The organism is Pseudomonas putida, assembly GCF_026625125.1.
Classification (GTDB): domain Bacteria; phylum Pseudomonadota; class Gammaproteobacteria; order Pseudomonadales; family Pseudomonadaceae; genus Aquipseudomonas; species Aquipseudomonas putida_X.
In genome coordinates, this window is the sequence record NZ_CP113097.1 from 4,101,414 (window position 1) to 4,127,513 (window position 26,100).

Annotated in this window: 19 protein-coding genes; 12 read left to right on the top strand and 7 right to left on the bottom strand. The window is 62.7% G+C overall.

The features are described from left to right. Positions 1-173: 173 nt before the first annotated feature. The 4 genes from ligA to OSW16_RS18880 all read right to left on the bottom strand — a co-directional run bounded on the left by ligA (position 174) and on the right by OSW16_RS18880 (position 8,020). Positions 174-2,504 (bottom strand): NAD-dependent DNA ligase LigA, encoded by a 2,331-nt coding sequence (gene ligA / locus OSW16_RS18865; RefSeq protein WP_267817588.1) that lies wholly within the window; start codon positions 2,502-2,504, stop codon positions 174-176. A gap of 275 nt (positions 2,505-2,779) precedes the next feature. Further along, positions 2,780-3,664, bottom strand: coding sequence for a cell division protein ZipA (zipA, locus tag OSW16_RS18870; protein ID WP_241804510.1), 885 nt, complete (start codon positions 3,662-3,664; stop codon positions 2,780-2,782). Positions 3,665-3,868: 204 nt separating this feature from the next. After that, a complete protein-coding gene (gene smc / locus OSW16_RS18875; protein WP_267817591.1) occupies positions 3,869-7,357 on the bottom strand; it encodes a chromosome segregation protein SMC in 3,489 nt (1,162 codons plus the stop codon). Positions 7,358-7,360: 3 nt separating this feature from the next. Then, complete coding sequence (locus OSW16_RS18880; protein WP_267817593.1) at positions 7,361-8,020, bottom strand: GntR family transcriptional regulator; 660 nt, start codon at positions 8,018-8,020, stop codon at positions 7,361-7,363. A gap of 267 nt (positions 8,021-8,287) precedes the next feature. Here OSW16_RS18880 and xdhA point away from each other — a divergent pair, with 267 nt between their 5' ends. From xdhA to guaD, 4 genes are all read left to right on the top strand, one after another. After that, positions 8,288-9,742, top strand: a complete 1,455-nt coding sequence (gene xdhA / locus OSW16_RS18885) for a xanthine dehydrogenase small subunit (protein WP_267817595.1) — start codon at positions 8,288-8,290, stop codon at positions 9,740-9,742. Further along, complete coding sequence (gene xdhB, locus OSW16_RS18890; protein WP_267817597.1) at positions 9,735-12,134, top strand: xanthine dehydrogenase molybdopterin binding subunit; 2,400 nt, start codon at positions 9,735-9,737, stop codon at positions 12,132-12,134. Before xdhA ends, xdhB begins: the two co-directional genes overlap by 8 nt. A 116-nt stretch (positions 12,135-12,250) precedes the next feature. After that, positions 12,251-13,096: a xanthine dehydrogenase accessory protein XdhC gene (gene xdhC, locus OSW16_RS18895; RefSeq protein WP_267817599.1), complete on the top strand. Its 846-nt coding sequence runs from the start codon at positions 12,251-12,253 to the stop codon at positions 13,094-13,096. Between the two features lie 10 nt (positions 13,097-13,106). Further along, positions 13,107-14,411: a guanine deaminase gene (gene guaD, locus OSW16_RS18900; protein ID WP_267817601.1), complete on the top strand. Its 1,305-nt coding sequence runs from the start codon at positions 13,107-13,109 to the stop codon at positions 14,409-14,411. On the opposite strand, the gene aqpZ is transcribed toward guaD, so the two are convergent. Together aqpZ and OSW16_RS18910 are read right to left on the bottom strand one after the other, a co-directional pair. After that, positions 14,408-15,106 carry an aquaporin Z gene (gene aqpZ, locus OSW16_RS18905; protein WP_267817603.1) on the bottom strand — a complete coding sequence of 233 codons (699 nt, stop codon included), beginning with the start codon at positions 15,104-15,106 and terminating at the stop codon, positions 14,408-14,410. The genes guaD and aqpZ overlap by 4 nt on opposite strands. A 217-nt stretch (positions 15,107-15,323) precedes the next feature. Beyond that, complete coding sequence (locus tag OSW16_RS18910; RefSeq protein WP_241804518.1) at positions 15,324-16,079, bottom strand: GntR family transcriptional regulator; 756 nt, start codon at positions 16,077-16,079, stop codon at positions 15,324-15,326. Between the two features lie 284 nt (positions 16,080-16,363). Between OSW16_RS18910 and OSW16_RS18915 the strand changes: the two genes are divergently transcribed. Next, positions 16,364-17,713 carry an NCS2 family permease gene (locus tag OSW16_RS18915; protein WP_418942021.1) on the top strand — a complete coding sequence of 450 codons (1,350 nt, stop codon included), beginning with the start codon at positions 16,364-16,366 and terminating at the stop codon, positions 17,711-17,713. A 590-nt stretch (positions 17,714-18,303) separates the two neighbouring features. Here the strand turns inward: OSW16_RS18915 and uraH are convergent. After that, on the bottom strand, positions 18,304-18,657 hold the full coding sequence (uraH, locus tag OSW16_RS18920; RefSeq protein WP_012315443.1) for a hydroxyisourate hydrolase: 354 nt from the start codon (positions 18,655-18,657) through the stop codon (positions 18,304-18,306). 377 nt (positions 18,658-19,034) lie between these two features. Here uraH and puuE point away from each other — a divergent pair, with 377 nt between their 5' ends. The 7 genes from puuE (at position 19,035) to OSW16_RS18955 (ending at position 25,982) form a co-directional block, all read left to right on the top strand. Continuing rightward, entirely contained in the window at positions 19,035-19,961 is a 927-nt protein-coding gene (puuE, locus tag OSW16_RS18925) for an allantoinase PuuE (RefSeq protein WP_027592956.1), read from the top strand. Beyond that, on the top strand, positions 19,961-20,476 hold the full coding sequence (gene uraD / locus OSW16_RS18930; RefSeq protein ID WP_267817609.1) for a 2-oxo-4-hydroxy-4-carboxy-5-ureidoimidazoline decarboxylase: 516 nt from the start codon (positions 19,961-19,963) through the stop codon (positions 20,474-20,476). Before puuE ends, uraD begins: the two co-directional genes overlap by 1 nt. Positions 20,477-20,533: 57 nt before the next feature. Then, positions 20,534-21,037 (top strand): ureidoglycolate lyase, encoded by a 504-nt coding sequence (locus OSW16_RS18935; protein ID WP_012315446.1) that lies wholly within the window; start codon positions 20,534-20,536, stop codon positions 21,035-21,037. 43 nt (positions 21,038-21,080) lie between these two features. After that, on the top strand, positions 21,081-22,409 hold the full coding sequence (locus tag OSW16_RS18940) for a urate hydroxylase PuuD (RefSeq protein ID WP_241804520.1): 1,329 nt from the start codon (positions 21,081-21,083) through the stop codon (positions 22,407-22,409). A 157-nt stretch (positions 22,410-22,566) separates the two neighbouring features. Then, the gene (locus OSW16_RS18945; RefSeq protein ID WP_241804521.1) at positions 22,567-23,922 is read left to right on the top strand and encodes a nucleobase:cation symporter-2 family protein; all 1,356 of its coding nucleotides are present in this window, start codon (positions 22,567-22,569) and stop codon (positions 23,920-23,922) included. A gap of 139 nt (positions 23,923-24,061) precedes the next feature. Continuing rightward, positions 24,062-24,847, top strand: a complete 786-nt coding sequence (locus tag OSW16_RS18950) for an outer membrane protein OmpK (RefSeq protein ID WP_267817614.1) — start codon at positions 24,062-24,064, stop codon at positions 24,845-24,847. A 352-nt stretch (positions 24,848-25,199) separates the two neighbouring features. Beyond that, complete coding sequence (locus tag OSW16_RS18955) at positions 25,200-25,982, top strand: outer membrane protein OmpK (protein ID WP_267817616.1); 783 nt, start codon at positions 25,200-25,202, stop codon at positions 25,980-25,982. Positions 25,983-26,100 lie beyond the last annotated feature (118 nt).

The following is a 26,100-nucleotide window of genomic DNA, read 5'->3' on the forward strand; positions in this document are numbered from 1 at the left end:
TAGCGAGCCGCGCCATTGTACCGGTCTGGGGCGAAGTTACAACCTTTAACCGGAGAAAAAGTCATCATTTCTCAATGACTTGTCCAGATCGAGGGGCCTGGCCTGGCCTCATCGCCGGCAAGCCGGCTTCCACAGGGGCTGCGCCGAGCCTGGGGGCGATGAGGCCTGGACGATCAGATGGCAATGCCCTGCTCGCCCAGAAACACGACGAACGCATCCTCATCCAGTACCTTGACCCCGAGTTCACTGGCCTTGGCCAATTTGGAGCCCGCGCCTGGGCCAGCGACCACGCAGTGTGTCTTGCCCGACACCGAGCCGGCCACCTTGGCACCCAGGCTTTCCAGCTTCTCCTTGGCGATATCGCGGCTCATACGCTCCAGCGTGCCGGTCAGCACCCAGGTCTGGCCAGCCAGGGGCAAGCCCTCGGCGACCTTCTTCTGGCTGGTCCAGTGCATGCCGAACGCCAGCAACTGGGCTTCGATGTCTCTGGCCAGCTTTTGGTTGGCCTCCTCCTTGAAGAATTCGCGCACGGCTTCGGCCTGTTTCGCCGCCAGTGCCTGGCGCAGGTCGATGCCATCGGCGGCGATGATCTTTTCCAGGCTGTCCAGCTTGGCTACCAGCTTCTGCGCGCCGGTTGGCCCGACCGAAGGGATGTTGAGCTTGGCGATCATCCCGGCCAGGGTGGTGCTCGCAGCGAACTCTGCCGCCAACTCGCCTTCGTCCTGCAACTGCATGCCGCAAGCGAGCAACTGCTCGATGACCTTGCAGTTGTGTTCGTCTTCAAAGAAGTTGTGGATCTCGTAGGCCACTTCCAGACCAATGTCCGGCAGGTACGTCAGCACCTGCGGCAACGCCTGCTGCACCCGTGCCAGGCTGCCCAGCGAGCGGGCCAGCACCTTGGCGGTCTCCTCGCCCACGTCCGGGATGCCCAGGGCATAGATGAAGCGCGCCAGGCTCGGGCGCTTGCTGGCCTCGATGGCATCCAGCAGTTTCTTGCTGGAGACTTCGGCAAACCCCTCCAGGCCGACGATCTGCTCGAACTGCAGTTTGTACAGGTCCGCCGGCGAACCGATCAGGCCTTCGTCCACCAACTGCTCGACGCTCTTCTCGCCCAGGCCGTCGATATCCATGGCGCGCCGCGAAACATAGTGAATGATCGCCTGCTTGAGCTGGGCGCCACAGGCCAGACGGCCGACACAACGGTACACCGCGCCTTCGCTGGTGGTTTCCTTGCCTTTGCTGCGCTTGACCAGCTGGGTGCGCTCGACCTGGGAACCGCACACCGGGCACGCGCTTGGCACCTGCACCGGGCGGGCGTCCTCAGGACGGCGGTCAAGCACCACCTGCATGACTTGCGGGATCACGTCACCCGCACGGCGAATAATCACCGTATCGCCGATGCGCAGGCCCAGGCGGGCAATCTCATCCATGTTGTGCAAGGTGGCGTTGGACACGGTCACGCCAGCCACCTTGACCGGCCTGAGGCGTGCGACCGGCGTGACCGCCCCCGTACGCCCGACCTGGAATTCGACATCCAGTACCTCGGTGAGCTCTTCCATGGCCGGGAACTTGTGGGCGATGGCCCAACGCGGCTCGCGGGCGCGAAAACCCAGCTCGCGCTGGGAGGCCAGGCTGTTGACCTTGAACACCACCCCATCGATTTCGTACGGCAGGCTGTTGCGCCGCTCGCCGATGTCGCGGTAGTAAGCCAGGCACTCCTCGATACCGGCCGCATGCCTGAGCTCACGACTGATCGGCAGGCCCCATGCTTTGAGCTGTTCGAGGATACCAATATGGCTCTCGCCAATGCTTGCCGATACCTGACCAACGCCATAGCAGCAGAACTCCAGCGGGCGGCTGGCGGTGATTTTCGAGTCCAACTGGCGCAGGCTGCCGGCAGCGGCGTTGCGCGGGTTGGCAAAGGTCTTGCCACCGGCCTCGGCCTGGGCCGCGTTGAGGCGGTCGAAACCCGCCTTGCTCATGAACACTTCACCACGCACTTCGAGCACCGCTGGCCAGCCTTCGCCCTGCAGCTTGAGCGGGATATTGCGCACGGTACGCACATTGGCGCTGATGTCTTCGCCGGTGGTGCCGTCACCCCGGGTCGCACCCTGCACCAGCTGGCCATCGCGGTAGAGCAGGCTGACCGCCAGGCCGTCGAGCTTGGGCTCGCAGCTGTAATCGACCGCGCCCGGCTGGTCGAGGCCCTCCACCACACGGCGGCCGAATTCACGCAGGTCGGCTTCCTCGAAGGCGTTGCCCAAGCTGAGCATCGGCACTTCGTGGCGCACCTGGCTGAACGCGGCCAGGGCGGTACCGCCGACGCGTTGAGTGGGCGAGTCGGGGGTGACCAGGTGCGGGTGTTCGGCTTCGAGCGCCTTGAGTTCGTTGAACAAGCGGTCGTATTCGGCGTCCGGTACGCTGGGCTCGTCGAGTACGTAGTAGCGGTAGTTGTGCTGGTCGAGCTCGGCGCGCAGCGCGTGGATTCGGGATTCGGCGTTCATTCTTCAGGTTCTCTTGCGAAGCACAAGAGCAGCCCTTGGCTCAATGCCAGTCAGGCAAGCGGTTTGGGGCCGCTCTGCGGCCCATCGCCGGCAAGCCAGCTCCCACAGAGATGGCGCAGCGCCAGAGGCCTGCGCTGCGGCTGTGGGGCTGGCTTGGCGGCGATGGGCTGCAGAGCAGCCCTGCTCGCACTCACTGATTGGCATCAGCCCTAGGCTGCTCTTGCGCTTGAAACGAAGCGAGCAAGACCAGGGCATGGTCCGCTCGCTCGATGACATCAGCGTTTCTGGGTCAGCGCGCGGCGCTCGAACTCGACGATGCGCTGGCGGTAATGCTCGATGGTCTGGGCGGTCAGCACGCTGCGCTGGTCATCCTTGAGCTCACCATTGAGCTCGTGGGCCAGCTTGCGCGCTGCGGCGACCATCACATCGAAGGCCTGCTTCGGATGGCGCGGGCCTGGCAGCCCGAGGAAGAAGCTGACCGCGCGCGTGCTGAAGTGATCGATGTCGTCCAGGTCAAAGATGCCGGGCTTGACAGCATTGGCCATGGAGAACAGGACTTCGCCGTGACCGGCCATGCTTTCATGACGATGGAAGATGTCCATCTCGCCGAAGCGCAAGCCACTTTCAAGAATGTTCTGCAGCAGCGCCGGGCCCTTGAAGCCACCTTCATCACGCGAGATGACGCTGATCACCAGCACCTCTTCGACCGGTGGCAGCTCCTTGGCAGCACTGCCCGCAGCAGCAAAACCACCGTTGCGGTTGTTGTCGGCAGCGAAATCGTCGTCGGCATCGGCGAACAGGTCGGGCTCGCGCGGCTCGGCCACCAGGTCCAGGTCGCCCTGCGGCTGCACTTCAGCGGCACGCTTGCCACGCTTGCTGGCCTTGGCCGGTTTCTGCTCGCGCTCGCGCTCACGCGCCGGCGCACTGAGCGACGGCAGGTCGCTTTCGTCCAGCTCCGGCTCCTTCTGGGTATCGAGCACGCGCGACGGGCCCAGCACCTCAGCGCTGCCTTCCTCGTCCGGGAGGTTGGAATAGCTGCGATCCAGACGGAATTTCAACTTGCCTTTTCCGCCGCGCATGCGGCGCCAGCCGTCGAAAAGAATACCGGCGATGACAATGATGCCGATGAGGATCAGCCACTCGCGCAGACCGATTTCCATGTAATCCCGTGCCTCTATAAAAATATGCTTGAAAACAAAGGCTTCAAAGCCCTTTAACACGTGGCGCCAACTCTATGTTCTGACAGGCGTTTTACCCACGCATAAAACGAGTGACATTAAGCTAGCACGACCAAAGACAACTTTACACCGTCTGTCGCACATGGCGGGGGCATTTACCTGCACATTCCGCCTTCTCTTGGCTCATCAGGCGTCGACCATGGCCAGTGCCTCCTCCACATCCACTGCAACGAGACGTGAACACCCAGGCTCGTGCATGGTCACCCCCATCAATTGATCCGCCATCTCCATGGCAATCTTGTTGTGCGTGATGTAGATGAACTGCACGCTTTCACTCATCTCCTTGACCAACCGGGCATACCGGCCGACGTTGGCATCGTCCAGCGGCGCATCGACCTCGTCGAGCATGCAGAACGGTGCGGGGTTCAGCTTGAAAATGGCAAACACCAGCGCCAATGCGGTCAGTGCCTTCTCGCCGCCGGACAGCAGATGAATGGTGCTGTTCTTCTTGCCAGGCGGGCGCGCCATGATCGTCACCCCTGTATCGAGTAAATCTTCGCCCGTCAGTTCCAGATAAGCGCTGCCACCACCGAAAACTTTTGGGAAAAGTGCCTGTAATCCGGCATTTATCTGATCAAAGGTATCCTTGAAGCGGGTGCGGGTTTCCTTGTCGATCTTGCGAATGACGTTTTCCAGCGTCTCCAGCGCCTCGACCAGATCGGCGTCCTGGGCATCCAGGTAGCGCTTGCGCTCGGATTGCTGTTCGTACTCCTCGATCGCAGCCAGGTTGATCGCGCCCAGGCGCTGAATACGGGCGTCGATCTGCTCCAGCTCCTGCTCGGTGCCCTGTTCGCTGGCCTCGGCCTCGACAGTGGCAAGCACACCCTGCAGGTCGTAGCCGTCGGCCAACAATTGCTCCTGCAAGGTCTTGCGCCGTACATCCAGCCCCTGGCACTCCAGGCGCAGCTGCTCGAGCTGGCCGCGTAGCAACTGCGCCTGCTGCTCGGCCTGGGTGCGGCGCTTTTCGGCGTCGCGCAGGGCGCGGTCGGCGTCGTCCATGTGCAGGCGCGCCTGGCGCATTTCTTCGTCGACGCTCATGCGCCGCTCAAGCAGTTCTTCCAGCTTCAGGCGCAGCTCTTCCAGCGGCGCCTCGCCCTCTTCCAGGTTCAGGCTCAACTGCTCCTGCCGCTCGCTCAGGCGGGCCGCCTGTAGCTCCAGGCGCTCCAGTGCCTGGCGGGTCGAGTCGTGCTGGGCGCGCAGCGAACCCAGGCGCACAGCCAACTGGTGGGCATGATCCTTGTGCTGGCGAGCCTCCTGGCGGACCCGGTCAAGGCCCTCGCGCAAGGTATCGCGGCGGGCCATCAACTGTTCGCGTTGCTCGGTGTCCTGGGCCATCAGGTCCAGGGCCTCCTGCAGCACCAGGCGGGCTTCGCCCAGTTGCTCCTGCTCCAGGGCGCGCTGCTCCTGAAGTTCGCTCAATTCTTCCTGCAGACGGCGCCGACGCAGCTCGACCTGTTCGGCACGGGCCCGGCCTGCCGAAAGGCTGGCCTTGAACTCGCCATGCTGGCGGCTTTCTTCCTGGGTGCGCCGGCGTAGCTGCTCGCGCTGCTCTTCCAGGCCCAGTTGCTGCTCACGCAAGGCTTGCAGCTGCTGCTCCGTGTGCTCCAGCGTAGCTTCCAGCTCCAGCTGTTCCTGGCCGAGGCGCTCGATTTCCTGCGCCCGCGCCAGCACCCCACCCTGGGCTTCGCTGCCGCGGCTGACGCGCAGAAAATGCCGCCCAACCCAAAAGCCGTCGCGGCTGACCAGGCTCTGGCCTTCGTCAAGGCCGGCGCGCTCAGCGAGGGCTTGAGCCAGGTCTTCGACTGGCCGCACCTGGGCCAGCCAAGGGGCCAGGTCGGTGTGCCCCTCGACCTTGTCGAGCAAGCTGCCGGGCCGGCGCGCACCTTCCTGCCCCGCCACCAACAGACGCAACTCGCCTTGCTCCAGCCCGGCAAAATCCAAGCCGTTGAAGCCGTCCACCAGCACCGCTTGCAGGTCAGCGCCCAATACGGTTTCCACCGCCAGCTCCCAACCCGGCTCCACACGCAGCCCTTGCGCCAGGCGTGGCCGCTGCTCCAGCCCTTGCTCGCGCAACCAGTCGGCAGCCCCTGCACCGGGTTCGAGCGCAGCCTGTTGCAACGCCTCCAGGGATGCCAGGCGGCCGCCCAGACGCTGCAAGTCGCCTTGCTGTTGCTGCTGAGCCTGGGTCGCCTGATGCAATTGCGCGCGCAGGCCCTCCAGGCGCTCGACCACCTGTTCTTCGGACAACTGCAGCTCTTCAAGCAGCATCTCGCTGGCAGCCAACTGCTCGGACAGCTCCAGCATGGCGCTTTCCTGCGGGTCAGCGCCCAACTGGTCGCGTTCCTCACCCAACTTGCGCTGGCGCTCGGCCAAGCGCTCCAGGCTGGCTTCAAGTTGCTGTAGGCGCGACTGCTGCACTTCGGCCTGGCGCCGCGGCTCGGCAGAGCGGGTGTTGAAGCTGTCCCACTGCTCCTGCCAGCCGTGCATGCCCAGCTCGGCCTCTTCGAGGGTGGCGGCAGCCTCTTCGGCTGCGGCCAGGGTCATTTCCTGCTCCGGTTCGAGCATCGCCAGCTCTTCACCGAGGGTCGCCAGCAGGGTGCGGTCATGCCCAAGGTGTGACTCGGTTTCCTGGCGCGTGCGCTCGGCTTCCTTCAGGTCATCCTGCAATTGGCGCAGGCGCTGCTGCCCATGCTGAATGCTCTGCTCGACCCGGGCGATGTCGCCGGCCACCGAATAGAAGCGGCCCTGCACCTGGTTGAAGCGCTCGGACAGCTCATGATGGCCGTCACGCAGCCGCTCGATGCTCGCATCGGCGTTGCGCTGTTCGGCCACCAGCGCCTCATGGGCCACATCCTGATCGCCGATCACCGACTCGCGCTGGCGTACACGCTCATCCAGATCACGCCAGCGAAGCGCCGCCAGACGTGCTTTGAGCTGACGTTCCTGCGCCTTGTACTCACGGTATTTCTCAGCGGCCTGCGCCTGGCGGTGCAGGCGTTCGAGCTGGCGCTCAAGCTCATCGCGCAGGTCGGTCAGGCGCGCCAGGTTCTCCTGGGTGCGGCGGATGCGGCTCTCGGTCTCGCGGCGGCGCTCCTTGTACTTGGAGATGCCCGCCGCCTCCTCGATGAAGTTGCGCAGCTCCTCGGGCTTGGCCTCGATCAGCTTGGAGATCATGCCCTGTTCGATGATCGAGTAGCTGCGCGGGCCCAGGCCAGTGCCGAGGAAGATGTCGGTGATGTCGCGGCGGCGGCATTTGGTGCCGTTCAGGTAATAGGTGTTCTGCCCGTCACGGGTGACCTTGCGGCGGATGGAGATTTCCGCGTAGGCGGCATATTCGCCCAGCAGCGTGGTCTCGCTGTTGTCGAAGACCAGCTCGATGCTGGCCTGGCTGACCGGCTTGCGGCTGGTGGAGCCGTTGAAGATGACATCGGTCATCGACTCACCGCGCAGGTTCTTCGCCGAGCTTTCGCCCATCACCCAGCGCACCGCATCGATGATGTTGGACTTGCCGCAGCCATTGGGGCCGACCACGGCGGCCATGTTGCTGGGGAAGTTGACGGTGGTCGGGTCAACGAACGACTTGAACCCAGCCAGGCGAATGCACTTCAGGCGCATCGGTCAGCCTCGGGCCAGCGCCGCCAGCACCAGCTCGCAACTGCGCTGGCAATAGGCGGTGAGTACCTCGCGGATGCGCGGCAGTTCACGGGCCACCACGGCGTCTAGCAGGTGGGCGAACAGGTCTAGGTAATCGAGCATGTTGGCTTGGCGCTGATCGAGGGCCAGGTAATAGGCTCGGCTCATGGCCGGCTGCAGGTTTTCGACGGTTTCCTGCAGGTAAGGATTGTCGGCGAACGGATAGGCGGCGCGCATTACAGCAAAACTGTCGGCGACGAAGGCCTTGATGTCACCCCGTTCGCGGGCCTGCTGCAGGCGTTGCTGGATGTCCAGAAACGGGCGCAGGTCCGCATCGAGGCGCCATTTCTGGGCAACGGCATTACCCAGCAGGATGTAGAACTCGCCCATGAGGGCACACAGGCTGCGCACACTGCGTTCGTCGAGCCGGGTCACATGAGCGCCGCGGCGCGGCAGGATCGCAACCAGATGGCGACGTTCGAGGATCAACAACGCTTCACGCACCGAGCCGCGGCTGACATTCAGCGCCTGGGTGACCTTCTGCTCCTGGATGCGCTCACCCGGCGCGAGCTCGCCGCGAATGATGCGTTCGGCCAGGTAGTCGGCGATCTGCTCGGAGAGGCTGTCCGGCGCCTTGAACGTCATGGTTTTCCTTCGAAATCATTGAACTGGGCACAAGTGGGCGATTGTAGCGCACTTGGCCAGCCGTCGCGCAGAGGGGCTACAGCCTTTATTTGTGCTGCCAGGCAACGGTCAAGGCGGCCCGATCTATGCTTTATATATGGGCAGGCTGGGCGGCCAGACCTTCGTGCGGAGAATTTCTTGACCCTTAAGTCAGAAAATTATTGACCAGCGTGTCAGCTCTGCTTATTGTCCGCTCAACAACAATAAAACCATTGCGAGGCCATCCCCGTGATCCAGTTTCTCGTCAACCAGGAGCTGCGCAGCGAGCACGCCCTGGACCCGAACATGACGGTGCTGCAGTACCTGCGTGAGCACCTGGGCAAACCCGGCACCAAAGAAGGCTGCGCCAGCGGCGACTGTGGCGCCTGCACCGTGGTGGTCGGCGAGCTGACCCAGGATGATCAAGGCCAGGACAGCCTGCGCTACCGCAGCCTCAACTCCTGCCTGACCTTCGTTTCGTCGCTGCATGGCAAGCAGCTGATCAGCGTCGAGGGCCTCAAGCACCAGGGCGAACTGCACAGCGTGCAACAAGCCATGGCCGACTGCCATGGTTCGCAATGCGGCTTCTGTACCCCAGGCTTCGTCATGTCGTTGTTCGCCCTGCAGAAGAACAGCCAGGGCCACGACCTGCATCAGGCCCAGGAAGCGCTGGCGGGCAACCTGTGCCGCTGCACTGGCTACCGGCCGATTCTCGATGCCGCCGAACAGAGCTGCCGCCAGCCGTGCCGCGATCAGTTCGACGCGCAGAAAGCCCAGACCATCAGCCGCCTCAAAGCCATCGAGCCGACCCAGACCGGCGAGCTCAACAGCGGCGACAAACGCTGCCTGGTGCCGCTGACCGTAGCCGACCTGGCCGACCTCTACAGCTCGCACCCCGAAGCGCGGTTGCTGGCCGGTGGCACCGACCTGGCGCTGGAGGTCACCCAATTCCACAAGACCTTGCCGGTGATGATCTACGTCGGCCACGTGGCCGAACTCAAACGCATCGACAAGACCGCCAGCCACCTGGAAATCGGCGCTGCCACACCACTGACCGATTGCTATGGCGCGCTCAACGAGGAATACCCCGATTTCGGCGACTTGCTGCACCGCTTTGCATCGCTGCAGATCCGCAACCAGGGCACCCTGGGCGGCAACATCGGCAACGCCTCACCGATCGGCGACTCACCGCCCTTGCTGATCGCCCTCGATGCGCAGATCGTGCTGCGCCAGGGCGAGCGCCAGCGCACGATGCCGCTGGAGGACTACTTCATCGACTACCGCATCACTGCCCGCCAGGACAGCGAATTCATCGAGAAGATCATCGTACCGCGCGCCAGCAATGACTGGGCCTTCCGCGCCTATAAAGTCTCCAAGCGCCTGGATGACGACATCTCGGCTGTGTGTGGCGCCTTCAACCTGAGCATCGAAGACGGCGTGGTCAGCGGAGTACGCATCGCCTTCGGTGGCATGGCCGCGATCCCCAAACGTGCCCGCGCCTGTGAAGCCGCGCTGCGCGGCAAGCCGTGGAACCAGGCGAGCCTGGAGCGCGCCTGCCAGGCCCTGGCCGAGGACTTCACCCCGCTCAGCGACTTCCGCGCCAGCAAGGAATACCGCCTGCTGACCGCGCAGAACCTGCTGCGCAAGTACTTCATCGAACAGCAAACGCCGCACATCGAAACCCGGGTGACCGACTATGTCTAACCATCACGCCGTCAAGAGCCAGGCCGAGATGGCCGAACTGTTCAGCCAGGACCTGACCACCGGGGTCGGCCGCAGCGTCAAGCACGACAGCGCCGACAAGCATGTGGCAGGCGAAGCGGTGTATATCGACGACCGCCTGGAATTCCCCAACCAGTTGCACGTCTATGCGCGCACCGCCGACCGTGCCCACGCCCGCATCCTGCGCATCGACACCACGCCGTGCTATGCCTTCGAAGGGGTGCGCATCGCCATCACCCATGAAGACATCCCAGGCCTCAAGGACATTGGCCCGGTGGTTGCCGGTGACCCGCTGCTGGCCATCGACAAGGTCGAGTTCTTCGGCCAGCCGGTGCTCGCCGTGGCCGCGCGCGACCTGGACACCGCGCGCCGTGCCGCCATGGCGGCGATCATCGAATACGAAGACCTGGAGCCGGTACTGGACGTGGTCGAGGCGCTGCGCAAGAAGCACTTCGTACTCGACAGCCACACTCACCAGCGCGGTGATTCGGCCACTGCCCTGGCCAGCGCCCCGCACCGCCTGCAGGGCACTTTGCATATCGGTGGCCAGGAGCATTTCTACCTGGAGACGCAGATTTCTTCGGTGATGCCCACCGAAGACGGCGGCATGATCGTCTTCTGCTCCACGCAAAACCCTACCGAAGTGCAGAAGCTCGTCGCCGAAGTGCTGGACGTGCCGATGAACAAGGTGGTGCTCGACATGCGCCGCATGGGCGGCGGTTTCGGCGGCAAGGAAACCCAGGCCGCCAGCCCGGCCTGCCTGTGCGCCGTGATCGCACGCCTGACCGGCCAGCCGACCAAGATGCGCCTGCCGCGCGTCGAAGACATGATGATGACCGGCAAACGCCACCCCTTCTATGTCGAGTACGACGTCGGCTTCGATGACGAAGGGCGCCTGCAGGGCATCGACATGGACCTGGCCGGTAACTGCGGCTACTCGCCCGACCTTTCCGGTTCGATCGTCGACCGTGCCATGTTCCATTCCGACAACGCCTACTACCTGGGCGATGCCACCGTGCACGGCCACCGCTGCAAGACCAACACCGCCTCCAACACCGCCTACCGCGGCTTCGGCGGCCCACAGGGCATGGTTGCCATCGAGCAGGTGATGGACCACATCGCCCGCCATCTGGGGCGCGACCCGCTGGCCGTGCGCAAGGCCAACTACTACGGCAAGACCGAGCGCAACGTCACCCACTATTACCAGACCGTCGAGCACAACATGCTCGAGGAGATGACCGCCGAGCTGGAAGCCAGCAGCGACTACGCAGAACGCCGCGAATCGATCCGCCGGTTCAACGCCAACAGCCCGGTCCTCAAGAAGGGCCTGGCGCTGACCCCGGTCAAGTTCGGCATCTCGTTCACCGCCACCTTCCTCAACCAGGCCGGTGCGCTGATTCACATCTACACCGATGGCAGCATCCACCTGAACCACGGCGGCACCGAGATGGGCCAGGGCCTGAACACCAAGGTGGCCCAAGTCGTGGCGCAGATTTTCCAGGTTGATTTCAGCCGCATCCAGATTACCGCCACCAATACCGACAAGGTGCCCAACACCTCGCCGACCGCAGCCTCCAGCGGCGCCGACCTGAACGGCAAAGCGGCGCAGAATGCGGCCGAGATTCTCAAAAAGCGCCTGACCGAGTTTGCCGCGCGGCATTATCAGGTCACCGAGGAAGATGTCGAGTTCCGTAACGGCCATGTGCGCGTGCGCGACCAGATCGTCAGCTTCGAACAACTGGTGCAGCAGGCGTACTTCGCCCAGGTCTCCCTGTCGAGTACCGGCTTCTACCGCACGCCCAAGATCTTCTACGACCGCAGCCAGGCACGCGGCCGGCCGTTCTACTACTTCGCCTTCGGCGCCGCCTGCGTGGAAGTGATCGTCGACACCCTGACCGGCGAGTACAAGATGCTGCGCGCCGACATCCTCCACGACGTCGGCGATTCGCTGAACCCGGCCATCGACATTGGCCAGGTGGAAGGCGGCTTCATCCAGGGCATGGGTTGGCTGACCACCGAAGAGCTGGTGTGGAACAGCAAGGGCAAGCTGATGACCAATGGCCCGGCCAGCTACAAGATCCCGGCCGTGGCCGACATGCCGCTGGACCTGCGGGTAAAGCTGGTGGAAAACCGCAAGAACCCGGAAGACACCGTGTTCCACTCCAAGGCTGTTGGCGAGCCACCGTTCATGCTCGGCATCGCCGCCTGGTGTGCGATCAAGGATGCCGTGGCCAGTATCGCCGGTTACCGCCTGCAACCGAACATCGACGCACCGGCGACACCGGAGCGGGTGCTGTGGGGCTGCGAGCAGATGCGCAAGGCGGTGGCTGCCACCGAGCCTGCAGAACCGCAACGGGAAACCGTCACACACTGAGGTTGGGTGGGCGCCTGTTCGGGCCCTGTCGCCAGCAAGCCCTGCGCTGTACCTGCGGGCACCAGGCTTGCCAGCGACAAGGCTCGAACAGGCCACCTGGAATGAGGAACTGCATCATGCACCAATGGATCAACGCCCTCGCCGACCACCAGTCCCGTGGCGAAGCCTGCGTGCTGGTGACCATCATCGAGGAGCGCGGCTCGACCCCACGCAACGCAGGCTCGAAAATGGTCGTCAGTGCCAGCGGCCTGTTCGACACCATCGGCGGCGGCCACCTGGAATACAAGGCCCTGCACATCGCTCGGCAGATGCTTGAAGAGCAGCGCAGCACGCCGCACCTGGAGCGCTTCAGCCTCGGCGCCAGCCTCGGGCAGTGCTGTGGCGGCGTCACCGTGCTGCTGTTCGAGCCCATGACCGCTGTACAGGCGCAAATCGCCGTGTTCGGCGCGGGCCATGTCGGCCGTGCTCTGGTACCCTTGCTCGCCGCCCTGCCCTGCCGGGTGCGCTGGATCGATTCGCGAGAACAGGAATTCCCCGAGCTCATCCCCAACGGGGTGACCAAGGTGGTCAGTGAGGAGCCGGTCGACGAAGTGGCCGAGCTGCCACCTGGTTGCTACTGCATCGTCATGACCCACAACCATCAGCTCGACCTGGAGCTGACCGCCGCCATTCTCAAGCGCAACGATTTCACCTGGTTCGGCCTGATCGGCTCGAAGACCAAACGGGTCAAGTTCGAGCACCGCCTGCGCGAGCGCGGCTTCGACGAGACCGTGATGGCGCGCATGCGCTGCCCGATGGGCCTGGCCGAGGTCAAGGGCAAGTTGCCGATCGAGATCGCCGTGTCCATCGCCGGCGAAATCATTGCCACCTACAACGCCTGCTTTGGCCAGCATGACGCTGGCGTCAATGCGGGCCCCATCGCCCAACTGCTGCCGCCGTCCCGGCGCAGCCAAGCCAATTGACGAGTGAGTTATGACCGCTACCCGCAAAGCCTACCGTGCCGCCATCCTGCACAGCATCGCTGACCCGGCCGAGGTGGGCCTGGACGCGTCCCATGAGTACTACGAGGACGGCCTGCTGGTGATCGACGATGGCCGCATCAGTGCACTGGGCCATGCCAGCGAACTGCTGCCGACGCTGGATGCCGACATCGAAGTGGTGCATTACCAGGACGCCCTGATTACCCCGGGCTTCATCGACACCCACATCCATTACCCGCAGACCGGCATGATCGGTTCCTATGGCGAACAGCTGCTGGACTGGCTCAACACCTATACCTTCCCCTGTGAAAGGCAGTTCGCCGACAAGGATCACGCCGACAAAGTCGCGAAAATCTTCCTCAAGGAACTGCTGCGCAACGGCACCACCACGGCCCTGGTGTTCGGCAGTGTGCACCCGCAGTCGGTCAATGCACTGTTCGAGGAGGCCGAGCGCCTGGACCTGCGGATGATCGCCGGCAAGGTGATGATGGACCGCAACGCGCCCGACTACCTGACCGACACCGCCGAAACCAGCTACACCGACAGCAAAGCGCTGATCGAGCGCTGGCACGGCAAGGGCCGACTGCACTACGCAGTCACCCCGCGCTTCGCCCCCACCAGCACCCCGCAGCAGTTGAAGCTTGCCGGGCAGTTGCTCAAGGAGCATCCGGGCGTCTACATGCACACGCACCTGTCCGAGAACCTCAAGGAAATCGACTGGGTCAAGGAACTTTTCCCTGAGCAGAAAGGTTACCTGGACGTCTACGACCACTTCGAACTGCTCGGCGAGCGCTCCGTTTTCGCCCACGGCGTGCACCTGTGCGACGACGAATGCCAACGCCTGTCCGAAACCGGCTCGGCAATCGCCTTCTGCCCGACCTCGAACCTGTTCCTGGGCAGTGGCCTGTTCAACTTGCCCCAGGCCGAACGCTTCAAGGTAAACGTAGGCCTGGGCACCGACGTCGGTGCCGGCACCAGCTTCTCGCTGCTCAGTACCCTGAACGAAGCGTACAAGGTCATGCAGCTGCAGGGCGCGCGCCTGCACCCCTACAAATCGCTGTACCTGGCCACCCTCGGCGGCGCCCGTGCGTTGCGCCTGGATGACCGGATCGGCAGCCTGCGCCCCGGCAACGATGCCGACTTCGTGGTGCTCGACTACAAGGCCACGCCGCTGCTCGACTACCGTATCCAGCAGTCGGGCAGCATCGAAGAGACCTTGTTCGTCCTCGCCACCCTGGGCGACGACCGCACCGTGCGCGAAACCTACGCCGCCGGCCGCTGCGTGCATCAGCGCTAAGGCGCTTTGGCCAACCCCCGGTACAGTGCGCCGCCGATCGCTGCTCCGATCAGCGGCGCCAGCCAGAACAGCCACAGTTGCTGCAAGGCCCAGCCACCGACGAACAGCGCCGGCCCCGTGCTGCGCGCGGGGTTGACCGAGGTATTGGTCACCGGGATCGAGATCAGGTGGATCAGCGTCAGGGCCAGGCCGATGGCGATGGGGGCAAAGCCCGCCGGTGCCCGGGCGTCAGTTGCGCCCATGATCACCACCAGGAACATCGCCGTCATCACCACTTCACTGACAAAACCCGCGCCCAGCGAGTAACCGCCTGGCGAGTGGTCGGCGTAGCCATTGGACGCCAGGCCCGCCGACAATTCGAAGCCGGCCTTGCCGCTGGCAATGAAGTAGATCACCGCTGCCGCGATGATCGCACCGATCACCTGAGCGATGACGTATGGCAGCAACTCTTTGGCCGGAAAACGCCCGCCCACTACCAGCCCGAAGGAAACGGCAGGGTTCAGGTGGCAACCGGAGATGTGGCCGATGGCGAATGCCATCGTCAGGACGGTAAGACCGAAAGCGAAGGCGACACCGAGAACGCCGATGCCGAGGGGAGAGCTGGCTGCGAGTACCGCACTGCCGCAGCCGCCGAGTACCAACCAGAAGGTGCCGATCAGCTCGGCACCCATACGTTTACCCAGAGACATGGTCATGGACCTTTCCTCAAGAAGTGGAACGCAACGGATGCGCAAGCCCAACTGCTTGATGAAGGTTTGCCCACAAGAATTTAGCAGACGTTTGAACAATGACCAGCAACAACGAGGGCCGCTTGGCGCCCATCGCCGGCAAGGCGACCCCCGCACAACCTCACGGGAGCCGAATTGCCGGCGACAGGCCGCGAAGCGGCCCCTCATTCAGCCAGGCAAACGATCAACCCTTCAGCGAGACCTTGGGCTTTTTCAGCAGGTGCGAAAACACCGCATGCAGGTCGTCCGAGGCGCTCTCCTCGTCCAGGTTGAGCTTGCTGTCGATATGGTCCATGTGATGCATCATCAGGCTGACCGCCTGCTCGGCATCACGCGCCTCGATGGCATCGATCAGTTGCATGTGCTCGTCATACGAGCAGTGCGAGCGGTTGCCGCTCTCATATTGGGCAATGATCAGCGATGTCTGCGACACCAGACTGCGCTGGAAACTGACCAGCGGGGCATTGCCGGCCGCCTCGGCCAACTTCAGGTGAAACTCCCCGGACAGCCGGATGCCGGCACCCCGATCACCACGCGAGAAGCTGTCACGCTCTTCACGGACCATATGCCGCAGTTCGTTGAGCTGCTCGACGGTGGCGTGCTGCACGGCCAGTTCGGTGATGGCGCGTTCGACCATGCGCCGCGAGAAGAACACCTGACGGGCTTCTTCGACCGTCGGGCTGGCCACCACGGCACCACGGTTGGGGCGCAGCAGCACAACGCTTTCGTGGGCAAGGCGCGACAGGGCACGGCGGATGATGGTGCGGCTGACGCCGAATATCTCGCCCAGCGCTTCCTCGCTCAACTTGGTGCCCGGTGCGAGTCGCTGCTCGAGGATCGCCTCGAAGATGTGCGCATAGACGATATCGTCCTGGGTACCGCTGCGGCCAGCCTTGCCGGCACGCGCAGGTTTCTTCAGAGGTTGCAGCTGTTCGTTCATGGGCTCTCGAGGCACGAAGGAAAGTATGGCGGCATTGTACACAAGCTGAGCCGTTTCTGCAGGTGGGGTTTTATCTATATAGCTGATGTGCGGCATATGATGCGTACAAAAAATAAAACATTATTTGCTTTCTTTGTACACAAAAGCATAATCCATCGGGCAACTTCTTGACCCGTAAGTCAACAAAGCGGCGTCAGACGTCTGCCATCCCTCGCGGAGCCGCCAAGTGCATTGCGCAGGTCACTGGCTCCAAGAACAACAAGAAAGACTTGAGGAGTATCGCTGTGGAAAGCCGCAAATCCGACGCACCTACGCTGGATCTCGCTCCACCGCTCGAAACGAGCTGGCTGGAGCGGATTTTCAAACTCAAGCAACACGGCAGTACCGTCAAAACCGAAATGATCGCCGGGGTGACCACCTTCATCACCATGGCGTACATCATCTTCGTCAACCCGAACATCATGGCTGACGCCGGCATCGATCACGGCGCAGCCTTCGTTGCCACCTGCATCGCCGCGGCGCTGGGCTGCCTGCTGATGGGCCTTTATGCCAACTGGCCAGTGGGGCTGGCGCCAGGCATGGGGCTCAACGCCTTCTTCACCTACACCGTGGTCGGCACCATGGGCTACAACTGGGAAACGGCACTGGGCGCGGTATTCGTCTCGGGCGTGCTGTTCATGTTCCTGACCTTGTCGAAAGTGCGCGAATGGTTGCTGAACAGTATTCCGGTCAGCCTGTGGCATGCCATGGGGGCCGGCGTCGGATTGTTTCTCGGGCTGATCGGCCTGAAGACCGCAGGCATCATCGTCGACAGCCCCGCCACGCTGATCAAGCTGGGTTCGCTGCATGAGCCTGGCCCTTTGCTGGCGGCACTGTGCTTCCTGTCGATTGCAATCCTCAGCTACAAGCGCGTGTTCGGCGCCATCCTGATCAGCATCATCGGCGTCACCCTGGCCGGCTGGGGCCTGGGCCTGGTGAAGTTTGGCGGGGTGATGTCGATGCCGCCGAGCCTGGCACCCACCTGGATGGCCATGGACGTGGCCGGCGTGTTCAACGTGAGCATGATCAGCGTGGTGCTGGCGTTCCTCTTCGTGCACATGTTCGACACCGCCGGTACCTTGATGGGCGTCGCCCAGCGGGCCAACCTGGTGGCGCCGGACGGCCGCATCGAAGGCCTGTCGAAGGCTTTGAAGGCGGACAGCGCGTCCAGCGTGTTCGGTGCCGTGGTTGGCGTGCCGCCGGTAACCAGCTATGTGGAAAGTGCCGCGGGCGTTGCCGCAGGCGGCCGTACTGGCCTGACCGCGGTGGTGGTTGGCCTGTTGTTCGTGGCGGCGATGTTCTTCGCACCGCTGGCCGGGATGATTCCAGCCTACGCGACTGCGGGTGCGCTGATTTACGTGGCCATGCTGATGATGGGCAGCATGGCGCACATCCATTGGGATGAAGCCACCGACAGCATTCCGGCGATCGTCACGGTGATCATGATGCCGCTGACCTTCTCGGTCGCAGACGGTATTGCCCTGGGTTTCATCACCTACGTGGCGCTGAAGGCCGGTACTGGCAAGTACAAAGAGATCTCGGCCAGCCTGTGGGTGCTGTGCGCGATCTTCATTGCCAAGTTCGTGTTCCTCTGAACTGACACATGCACCAGATCAGGGCGCTTCGGCGCCCTTTTTGTGCTGTCGGCTTGCCGGCGATGGGCCGCAAAGCGGACCCAGATGCTCGCGGGTCCCGCCGAGCGCGCTTGGGCTAATACAGGTCTGCTAAGGGGGCTGCTGCGCAGCCCATCGCCGGCAAGCCGGCTCCCACCACGACCGCGGTGTTCTTCAGGTCAGCGTTTTACCTGTGCAAGCAACGGTATTATCCATTTCTACAAGCCGCCGCAATCCAGGTGGGAGTCGGCTTGCCGGCGATGGGCCGCAAAGCGGACCCAGATGCTCGCGGGTCCCGCCGATCGCGCTTGGGCTAATACAGGTCTGCTAAGGGGGCTGCTGCGCAGCCCATCGCCGGCAAGCCGGCTCCCACCCCGACCGCGGTGTTCTTCAGGTCAGCGTTTTACCTATCGAAGCAACGGGCTTACCCATTGCTAAAAGCCGCCGCAATCCAGGTGGGAGCCGGCTTGCCGGCGATGAGGGCGCAGGGGAAAACACAAAATAGCAGACGAAAAAAAGCCCGCCAGTGTGAGAGCGGGCCAAGGACCTACTAAGATTCTTCTAGCGACCAACTAGCTCCCGCGATAGGTCGAATAGCTATACGGCGAGATCAGCAGCGGCACATGGTAGTGCTCCTGCTTCTCGTCGATGCCAAAGCGCAGCACGACAACATCCAGAAACGCCGGCTCCGGCAGTTGTACGCCGCGAGCACGGTAGTAGGCGCCAGCACTGAACTGCAGCTGGTAAACGCCAGTACGGTAATCGTCACCCTGCAGCAGCGGCGCGTCCACGCGGCCGTCACTGTTGGTCAGGGCGGTGTTGACCAGCTCAAGCTGCTGGCCTTCGACACGGTACAGCTCGACCTTGATCGCGCTGCCCGGGCAACCGTGAGCTGCATCCAGTACGTGTGTAGTCAAACGTCCCATTGCTTGTCGCCTCTTGTTCAATCTGTGGGCAAAAAATACACAGCCATCCGCACGGCAAACAACCTGCGACGGGCGGGAATAGCGTTATTAAGACATTTCATCGAAAGATTGTACACAATTTTTTGAGCCCTTCCGCTAAGGCCCGGTCAAACCGGTCAATAGTCGCAAAATCAAGCGCTGTGCCGTTGCCAATCTGATTAACTGACCAATCAGGCAGGTTTCTTGCAACAGTTTCTCAGGCGACAAATGGGAAGAAATGCGGAAAAACAGGCTTACAAATGATTTCAGAAGTTGTATACAATCAGCCCATCCGGTGGTGCGACATCCCGACGCGGCCCGCCCACACCCCGCACTAACGCACAAGAAGGAAGACTGCAGTGAGCGCTGACTACCCTCGCGACCTGATCGGTTACGGCAACAACCCACCTCACCCGCAATGGCCGGGCAATGCTCGCATCGCGCTGTCTTTCGTCCTGAACTACGAAGAAGGTGGCGAGCGCAACATCCTGCACGGCGACAAAGAGTCTGAAGCCTTCCTGTCCGAAATGGTCGCGGCCCAGCCACTGCAGGGCCAGCGCAACATGAGCATGGAGTCGCTGTACGAATACGGCAGCCGTGCCGGCGTATGGCGCCTGCTCAAGCTGTTCAAGGACAGCGGTGTACCGCTGACCGTGTTCGCCGTGGCCATGGCCGCCCAGCGCCACCCGGACGTGATCCGCGCCATGGTCGAGGCCGGCCACGAGATCTGCAGCCACGGCTACCGCTGGATCGACTACCAGAACATGGATGAAGCCCAGGAGCGCGAGCACATGCTCGAGGCCATCCGCATCCTCACCGAACTGACCGGCGAGCGCCCAGTCGGCTGGTACACCGGCCGCACCGGCCCCAATACCCGTCGCCTGGTCATGGAGGAAGGTGGCTTCCTCTACGACAGCGATACCTACGATGACGACCTGCCCTACTGGGAACCCAACAACCCGACCGGCAAGCCGCACCTGGTGATCCCTTACACCCTGGACACCAATGACATGCGCTTCACCCAGGTACAGGGCTTCAACTGCGGCGAGCAGTTCTTCCAGTACCTCAAGGACGCCTTCGATGTGCTGTACGCCGAAGGCGCCGAAGCCCCGAAAATGCTGTCCATCGGCCTGCACTGCCGGCTGGTCGGCCGCCCGGCGCGCCTGGCCGCGCTCAAGCGTTTCGTCGACTACGCCAAGAGCCATGACCAGGTCTGGTTCGCCCGTCGCGCGGACATCGCCCGCCACTGGCACACCACCCACCCGTACAAGAAAGAGAACGCCTGATGACCGCCTTCAAGACCCTCAAGCCATCGACCCTGGACCGTAACACCTTCGTCAAGGTCTTCGCCGACATCTACGAGCATTCGCCGTGGGTCGCCGAAAAAGCCTACGACCTGGGCCAGCTGGAGGAACTGAACGAGATCGAAGCGCTGCACCAGCGCATGAGCGACGTCCTGCTCAGTGCCAACCACGCCGACCAATTGGCGCTGATCAATGCTCACCCGGACCTGGCCGGCAAGGCCGCCATCCAGGGCGAGCTGACCGAATCGAGCACCAACGAACAGGCCGGCGCCGGTATCCACCAGTGCACCGCCGAAGAGTTCGCCCGGTTCACCGAGCTGAACGATGCCTACAAGGCCAAGTTCCAGTTCCCGTTCATCATGGCCGTCAAGGGCAGCAACCGGCACCAGATCCTCGCCGCTTTCGAAAAACGCATCCACAACGACAGCGATGCCGAATTCAAGGAAGCCCTGGCGCAGATCAACCTGATCGCCCTGTTCCGTCTGCTGCAGCTGTAACCGGCGCGGCAACGTCACAGCTTTATCCAGAACAACGAACATAGAAGAGATAACCGCATGCGCACCCTGATGATCGAGCCCCTGACCAAAGAAGCCTTCGCCCCCTTCGGTGACGTGATCGAAACCGATGGCAGTGACCACTTCATGATCAACAACGGCTCGACCATGCGCTTCCACAAGCTCGCCACGGTCGAGACCGCCGAGCCTGAAGACAAAGCGATCATCAGCATCTTCCGCGCCGACGCGCTGGACATGCCGCTGACCGTGCGCATGCTGGAACGCCATCCGCTGGGCAGCCAGGCTTTCATCCCGCTGCTCGGCAACCCCTTTCTGATCGTGGTCGCGCCCGTTGGCGATGCACCTGTATCAGGCTTGGTCCGTGCCTTCCGTAGTAATGGCAGGCAGGGCGTCAATTACCATCGCGGCGTTTGGCACCACCCGGTGCTTACGATCGAAAAGCGGGATGATTTCCTGGTGGTTGATCGCAGTGGTTCCGGCAACAACTGCGATGAGCATTACTTCACCGAGGAACAGATGCTGATCCTCAATCCCCACCAATAAGAAAAGGTCGATCATCGTTCGGTGATCGGCAGAGGTACATACTGTGGAAGCACACCTTCACGAATGGCTGAACCTGAGCATTCGCTGGGTTCACATGATCACCGGCGTGGCCTGGATCGGTGCATCGTTCTACTTCGTCTGGCTGGAAAACAACCTGAACCGGAGCAATCCGCGTGACGGGCTGTCGGGTGACCTTTGGGCCATCCACGGCGGTGGTATCTACCACCTTGAGAAGTACAAGCTGGCGCCGCCGAAAATGCCCGAGAACCTGCACTGGTTCAAATGGGAAGCCTACTTCACCTGGATGTCCGGTATCGCCCTGCTGTGCGTGGTGTTCTACTGGAACCCGACCTTGTACCTGCTGGCCCCTGGCAGCACCCTGAGCGGTGCCGAGGGTGTGGCCATCGGTATCGGTTCGCTGGTGGCCGGCTGGTTCATCTACGACCTGCTCTGCGATTCGCCACTGGGCAAACGCCCGGCACTGCTTGGCGCCGTGCTGTTCGTCCTGATCATCGCCGCCTGCTGGGGCTTCAGCCTGGTGTTCAGCGGCCGTGGCGCGTACCTGCACACGGGTGCGATCATCGGCACCATCATGGTCGGTAACGTGTTCCGCATCATCATGCCGGCCCAGCGCCAGCTGGTGGCTGCGATCGAGAGCAACACCACCCCCGACCCGCGCCTGCCGGCCAAAGGCCTGCTGCGTTCGCGTCACAACAACTACTTCACCCTGCCGGTGCTGTTCATCATGATCAGCAACCACTTCCCGAGCACCTACGGTAGCCAGTACAACTGGCTGATCCTGGCCGGCATTGCGGTAGCTGCGGTACTGATCCGCCACTACTTCAACACCCGCCACGACAGCAACAAGTACGCCTGGACCCTGCCGGCCGGTGCCCTGGCGATGATCTGCCTGGCTTACGTCACCGGCCCGAAACCGATGGCCGTTGACCCAGAGCAGGCCGCGGCGAAGATCGAGTACCAGCCGCTGCCCGCGACTGCAGTGGGTGGCAAGACCGCTGCCGAGCAGCGCGCCGAGGACGCTGCCAAGGCGGCCGAAGCCCCTGCCGCACCGGCTCAAGCCCCAGCCCAGGCGACTGCTCAGGCCGGCGGCGGCGCCTTCGACAAGATCCACACGGTCATCCAGGAACGCTGCACCGTGTGCCACTCGTCGAAACCCACCAGCCCGCTGTTCAGCACCGCCCCTGGTGGCGTGATGTTCGACACCCCGCAGCAGATCCAGGCTCAGGCCGCGCGCATTCAGGCGCAAGCGGTCGCCAGCCAGATCATGCCGCTGGGCAACATCACCCAGATGACCGTCGAAGAGCGCAAGCTCGTCGGTGACTGGATCGCCAAAGGCGCCCAGGTCAACTGATCGAAGCCGCACGCTTCAAGCCTCAAGCTGTAAGTCGTAGGTAACAAGCAAGCATCGAGCGTCAGGCTCCACGCGGACCACCAACCTTCTTCCTGAAGCTTGCCGCCTGGGGCTTGCCGCTTGGATCCGAGAATAAAAACAAAACTCGAGGTGCTGCATGTCCGAGTCACGCAAGGCGTACATTCCTGTGGCGCCACCGCGAGAACCTCTGCCCCTGTTCCAACTGATCCTGGTAGGCCTGCAACACGTTCTGCTGATGTACGGAGGCGCGATTGCCGTGCCTTTGATCATCGGCCAGGCAGCCGGATTGTCCCGTGAAGAAGTCGCTTTCCTGATCAACGCCGACCTGCTGGTCGCCGGCGTCGCCACCATCATCCAGTCGTTCGGTATCGGCCCGGTGGGGATCCGCATGCCAGTGATGATGGGGGCCAGTTTCGCTGCCGTCGGTAGCATGGTGGCCATGGCCGGCATGCCTGGCGTTGGCCTGCAGGGGATATTCGGTGCGACCATCGCCGCCGGGTTCTTCGGCATGCTCATCGCACCGTTCATGTCCAAGGTCGTACGCTTCTTCCCGCCGCTGGTCACAGGTACCGTGATCACCTCGATCGGGCTCTCGCTGTTCCCGGTCGCAGTCAACTGGGCCGGTGGCGGCCATGAGGCACAAGCCTTCGGCTCGCCGATCTACCTGATGGTCGCGGGCCTGGTGCTGGCCGTGATCCTGCTGATCAACCGCTTCATGCGCGGCTTCTGGGTCAACGTGTCGGTGCTGGTAGGCATGGGCCTGGGTTACATCCTGGCCGGCTCCATCGGCATGGTCGACCTGTCCGGCCTGAGCCAGGCACCGTGGCTGCAAGTGGTAACGCCACTGCACTTCGGCATGCCGACCTTCAGCCTGGCGCCGATCCTGTCGATGTGCCTTGTGGTGGTGATCATCTTCGTCGAGTCCACGGGCATGTTCCTCGCCCTGGGCAAGGTGACCGATCGTGAAGTCACGCCAGGGATGCTGCGCCGCGGCCTGCTGTGCGATGCCGGCGCGTCGTTCATCGCCGGCTTCTTCAACACCTTCACCCACTCCTCGTTCGCCCAGAACATCGGCCTGGTGCAGATGACCGGCGTACGCTGCCGCTATGTCACCGTGGTCGCCGGTGCGCTGCTGATCCTGCTCAGCCTGCTGCCCAAGGCGGCTTACCTGATCGCCTCGATCCCGCCTGCAGTACTGGGTGGTGCGTCCATTGCCATGTTCGGCATGGTCACCGCCACCGGGATCAAGATCCTTCAGGAGGCAGACATCGGCGACCGTCGCAATCAGCTGCTGGTTGCGGTCAGCGTCGGCTTCGGCCTGATCCCGGTGGTGCGTCCGGAGTTCTTCGCCCAGATGCCGCAGTGGATGGAACCGATCACCCACAGTGGTATCGCCATGGCCACGGTCAGCGCCTTGGTGCTGAACGTGCTGTTCAACATCCTCGGTGGTGCCGACCGCGCAGCGCACAACGACGCCTGTCACCAGCATTGAGCCAAGCGGGGCGGCGCCTGCGTCGCCCCGCGCCTATCCGTTGCAACTGCCACACCGTCGGCCCGCCGGAATGGGCCGCCCGGGGCGCCTGCGCGCCGAACAATCCGCCAACAAAAACAATAAGTCCGGGAATCACAACATGAAGCGCATCGCATCAACCCTGTTGCTGGGCAGCAGCCTGCTGGCCACCCTCCCCTCGCATGCAGGCGAATGGCTGCTGTGGCACGGCGAAAGCCTGACCTATCTGTATGGCAAGGACTTCAAGGTCAACCCAGACATCCAGCAGACCATCACGTTCGAGCACGCCAACAAATGGAAGTACGGCGACACCTTCCTGTTCGTTGACAAGATCTTCTACAACGGCAAGCCCGATGCTAGCAAAGGCGTGACCACCTACTACGGTGAGTTCAGCCCGCGCCTGTCGTTCGGCAAGATCTTCGACCAGAAGCTCGCTTTCGGCCCGATCAAGGACGTGCTGTTGGCCATGACCTACGAGCGTGGTGAAGGTGACAACGAGGCCTACCTGATCGGCCCGGGCTTTGACCTGAACATTCCCGGCTTCAATTATTTCACCCTCAATTTCTACCTGCGCAACACCGAAGGCGGCCGCCCTGGCGACGACGTGTGGCAAATCACCCCCGGTTGGTCCTACACCATTCCTGTGGGCAGGTCGGACATTCTGATCGACGGCTACATGGACTGGGTGCCCGACAACGACCAGAACCGCCGCGGCACCTATCACGCCAACCTGCACTTCAACCCCCAGGTCAAATACGACCTGGGCAAGGCCCTCAACCTGGGCGCCAAACAGCTGTATGTGGGCTTTGAGTACAGCTACTGGAAGGACAAGTACGGCATCGACAGCCGCGGCAATCTTCAGAGCAACCAGAGTGTCGCCAGCGCGCTGATCAAGGTCCATTTCTGAAAACCTGATCAAACGCCCAAGTTTGATACACACTGCTCCAGGAAGGAGCACTTGAGGCCAGGCGCGCAAGCCAGTAATCTGCGCGCCCCCTCGAACAGGGCAGGAGGGATTCTGCCCGCGTTTACTGACCGCTCAGTCAATGAATTCGGGCGGTTGGCCAACGTGTTGCCAGCCGGAAATACCCATTTTCAGCCGTTCAGAACGAGTCGAGCAGGCAGGTTGTAGCCAATCCGGAAAGTTGGCGCAGCTCTTGCCAAACAACTGTGGCCAATCGAAAAAAGCTGACTCAAAAGACAAAAAAGCGCCAATACCGAGCGCTGACAACAGACCAATCAAGGGAGCGACACTCGCAATGCGTACCATCAATAGCCTGATTCTCGCGGGCGGCCTGCTGGCCTGCGGCACCACCTACGCCGATGACCTGCTGCAGTGGCAGAACAACAGCCTGACCTACCTGTGGGGCAAGAACTTCAAGGTCAACCCAGCGATCCAGCAAACCGTCACGTTCGAGCACGCCGATGGCTGGAAGTACGGCGACAACTTCATCTTCGTCGACAAGATCTTCTACAACGGCAAGAAGGACTCGGGTAACGGCGACAACACCTACTACGGTGAGATCAGCCCACGCCTGTCGTTCGGCAAGATCTTCGACCAGAAGCTGGCGTTCGGCCCGGTCAAGGACGTGCTGCTGGCAATGACCTACGAGTTCGGCGAGGGTGATACCGAGTCCTACCTGATCGGCCCTGGCTTCGACCTGGACGTCCCGGGCTTCGACTACTTCCAGCTGAACTTCTACCAGCGCACCACCGACGGCAGCCGTGCCGGTGACAATGTCTGGCAGATCACGCCGGTGTGGTCGTACACCATTCCTGTGGGCTCCTCCGACATCCTCATCGACGGTTTCATGGACTGGGTGGTCGACAACGACGAGAACCGCCGCGGCACCTACCAGGCCAACCTGCACTTCAACCCTCAGGTCAAATATGACCTGGGCAAGGCGTTGCACCTGGGTGAGAAGCAGTTGTACGTAGGCTTTGAGTACGACTACTGGAAGAACAAGTACGGGATCAAGGATTCCGACGGGTTCACCACCGACCAGAACACGGCAAGCTTCCTGGTCAAGGTCCACTTCTGACAGCGGGCTGCGCTGCAGCCCAGCGCCGGCAAGCCGGTCCCACAGAAATGGCGCCGCGCCTGAGACAGGCGGGGACAATGTGGGGCGGCTTGCCGGCGATCCGGGGCTTAGCCCCGGC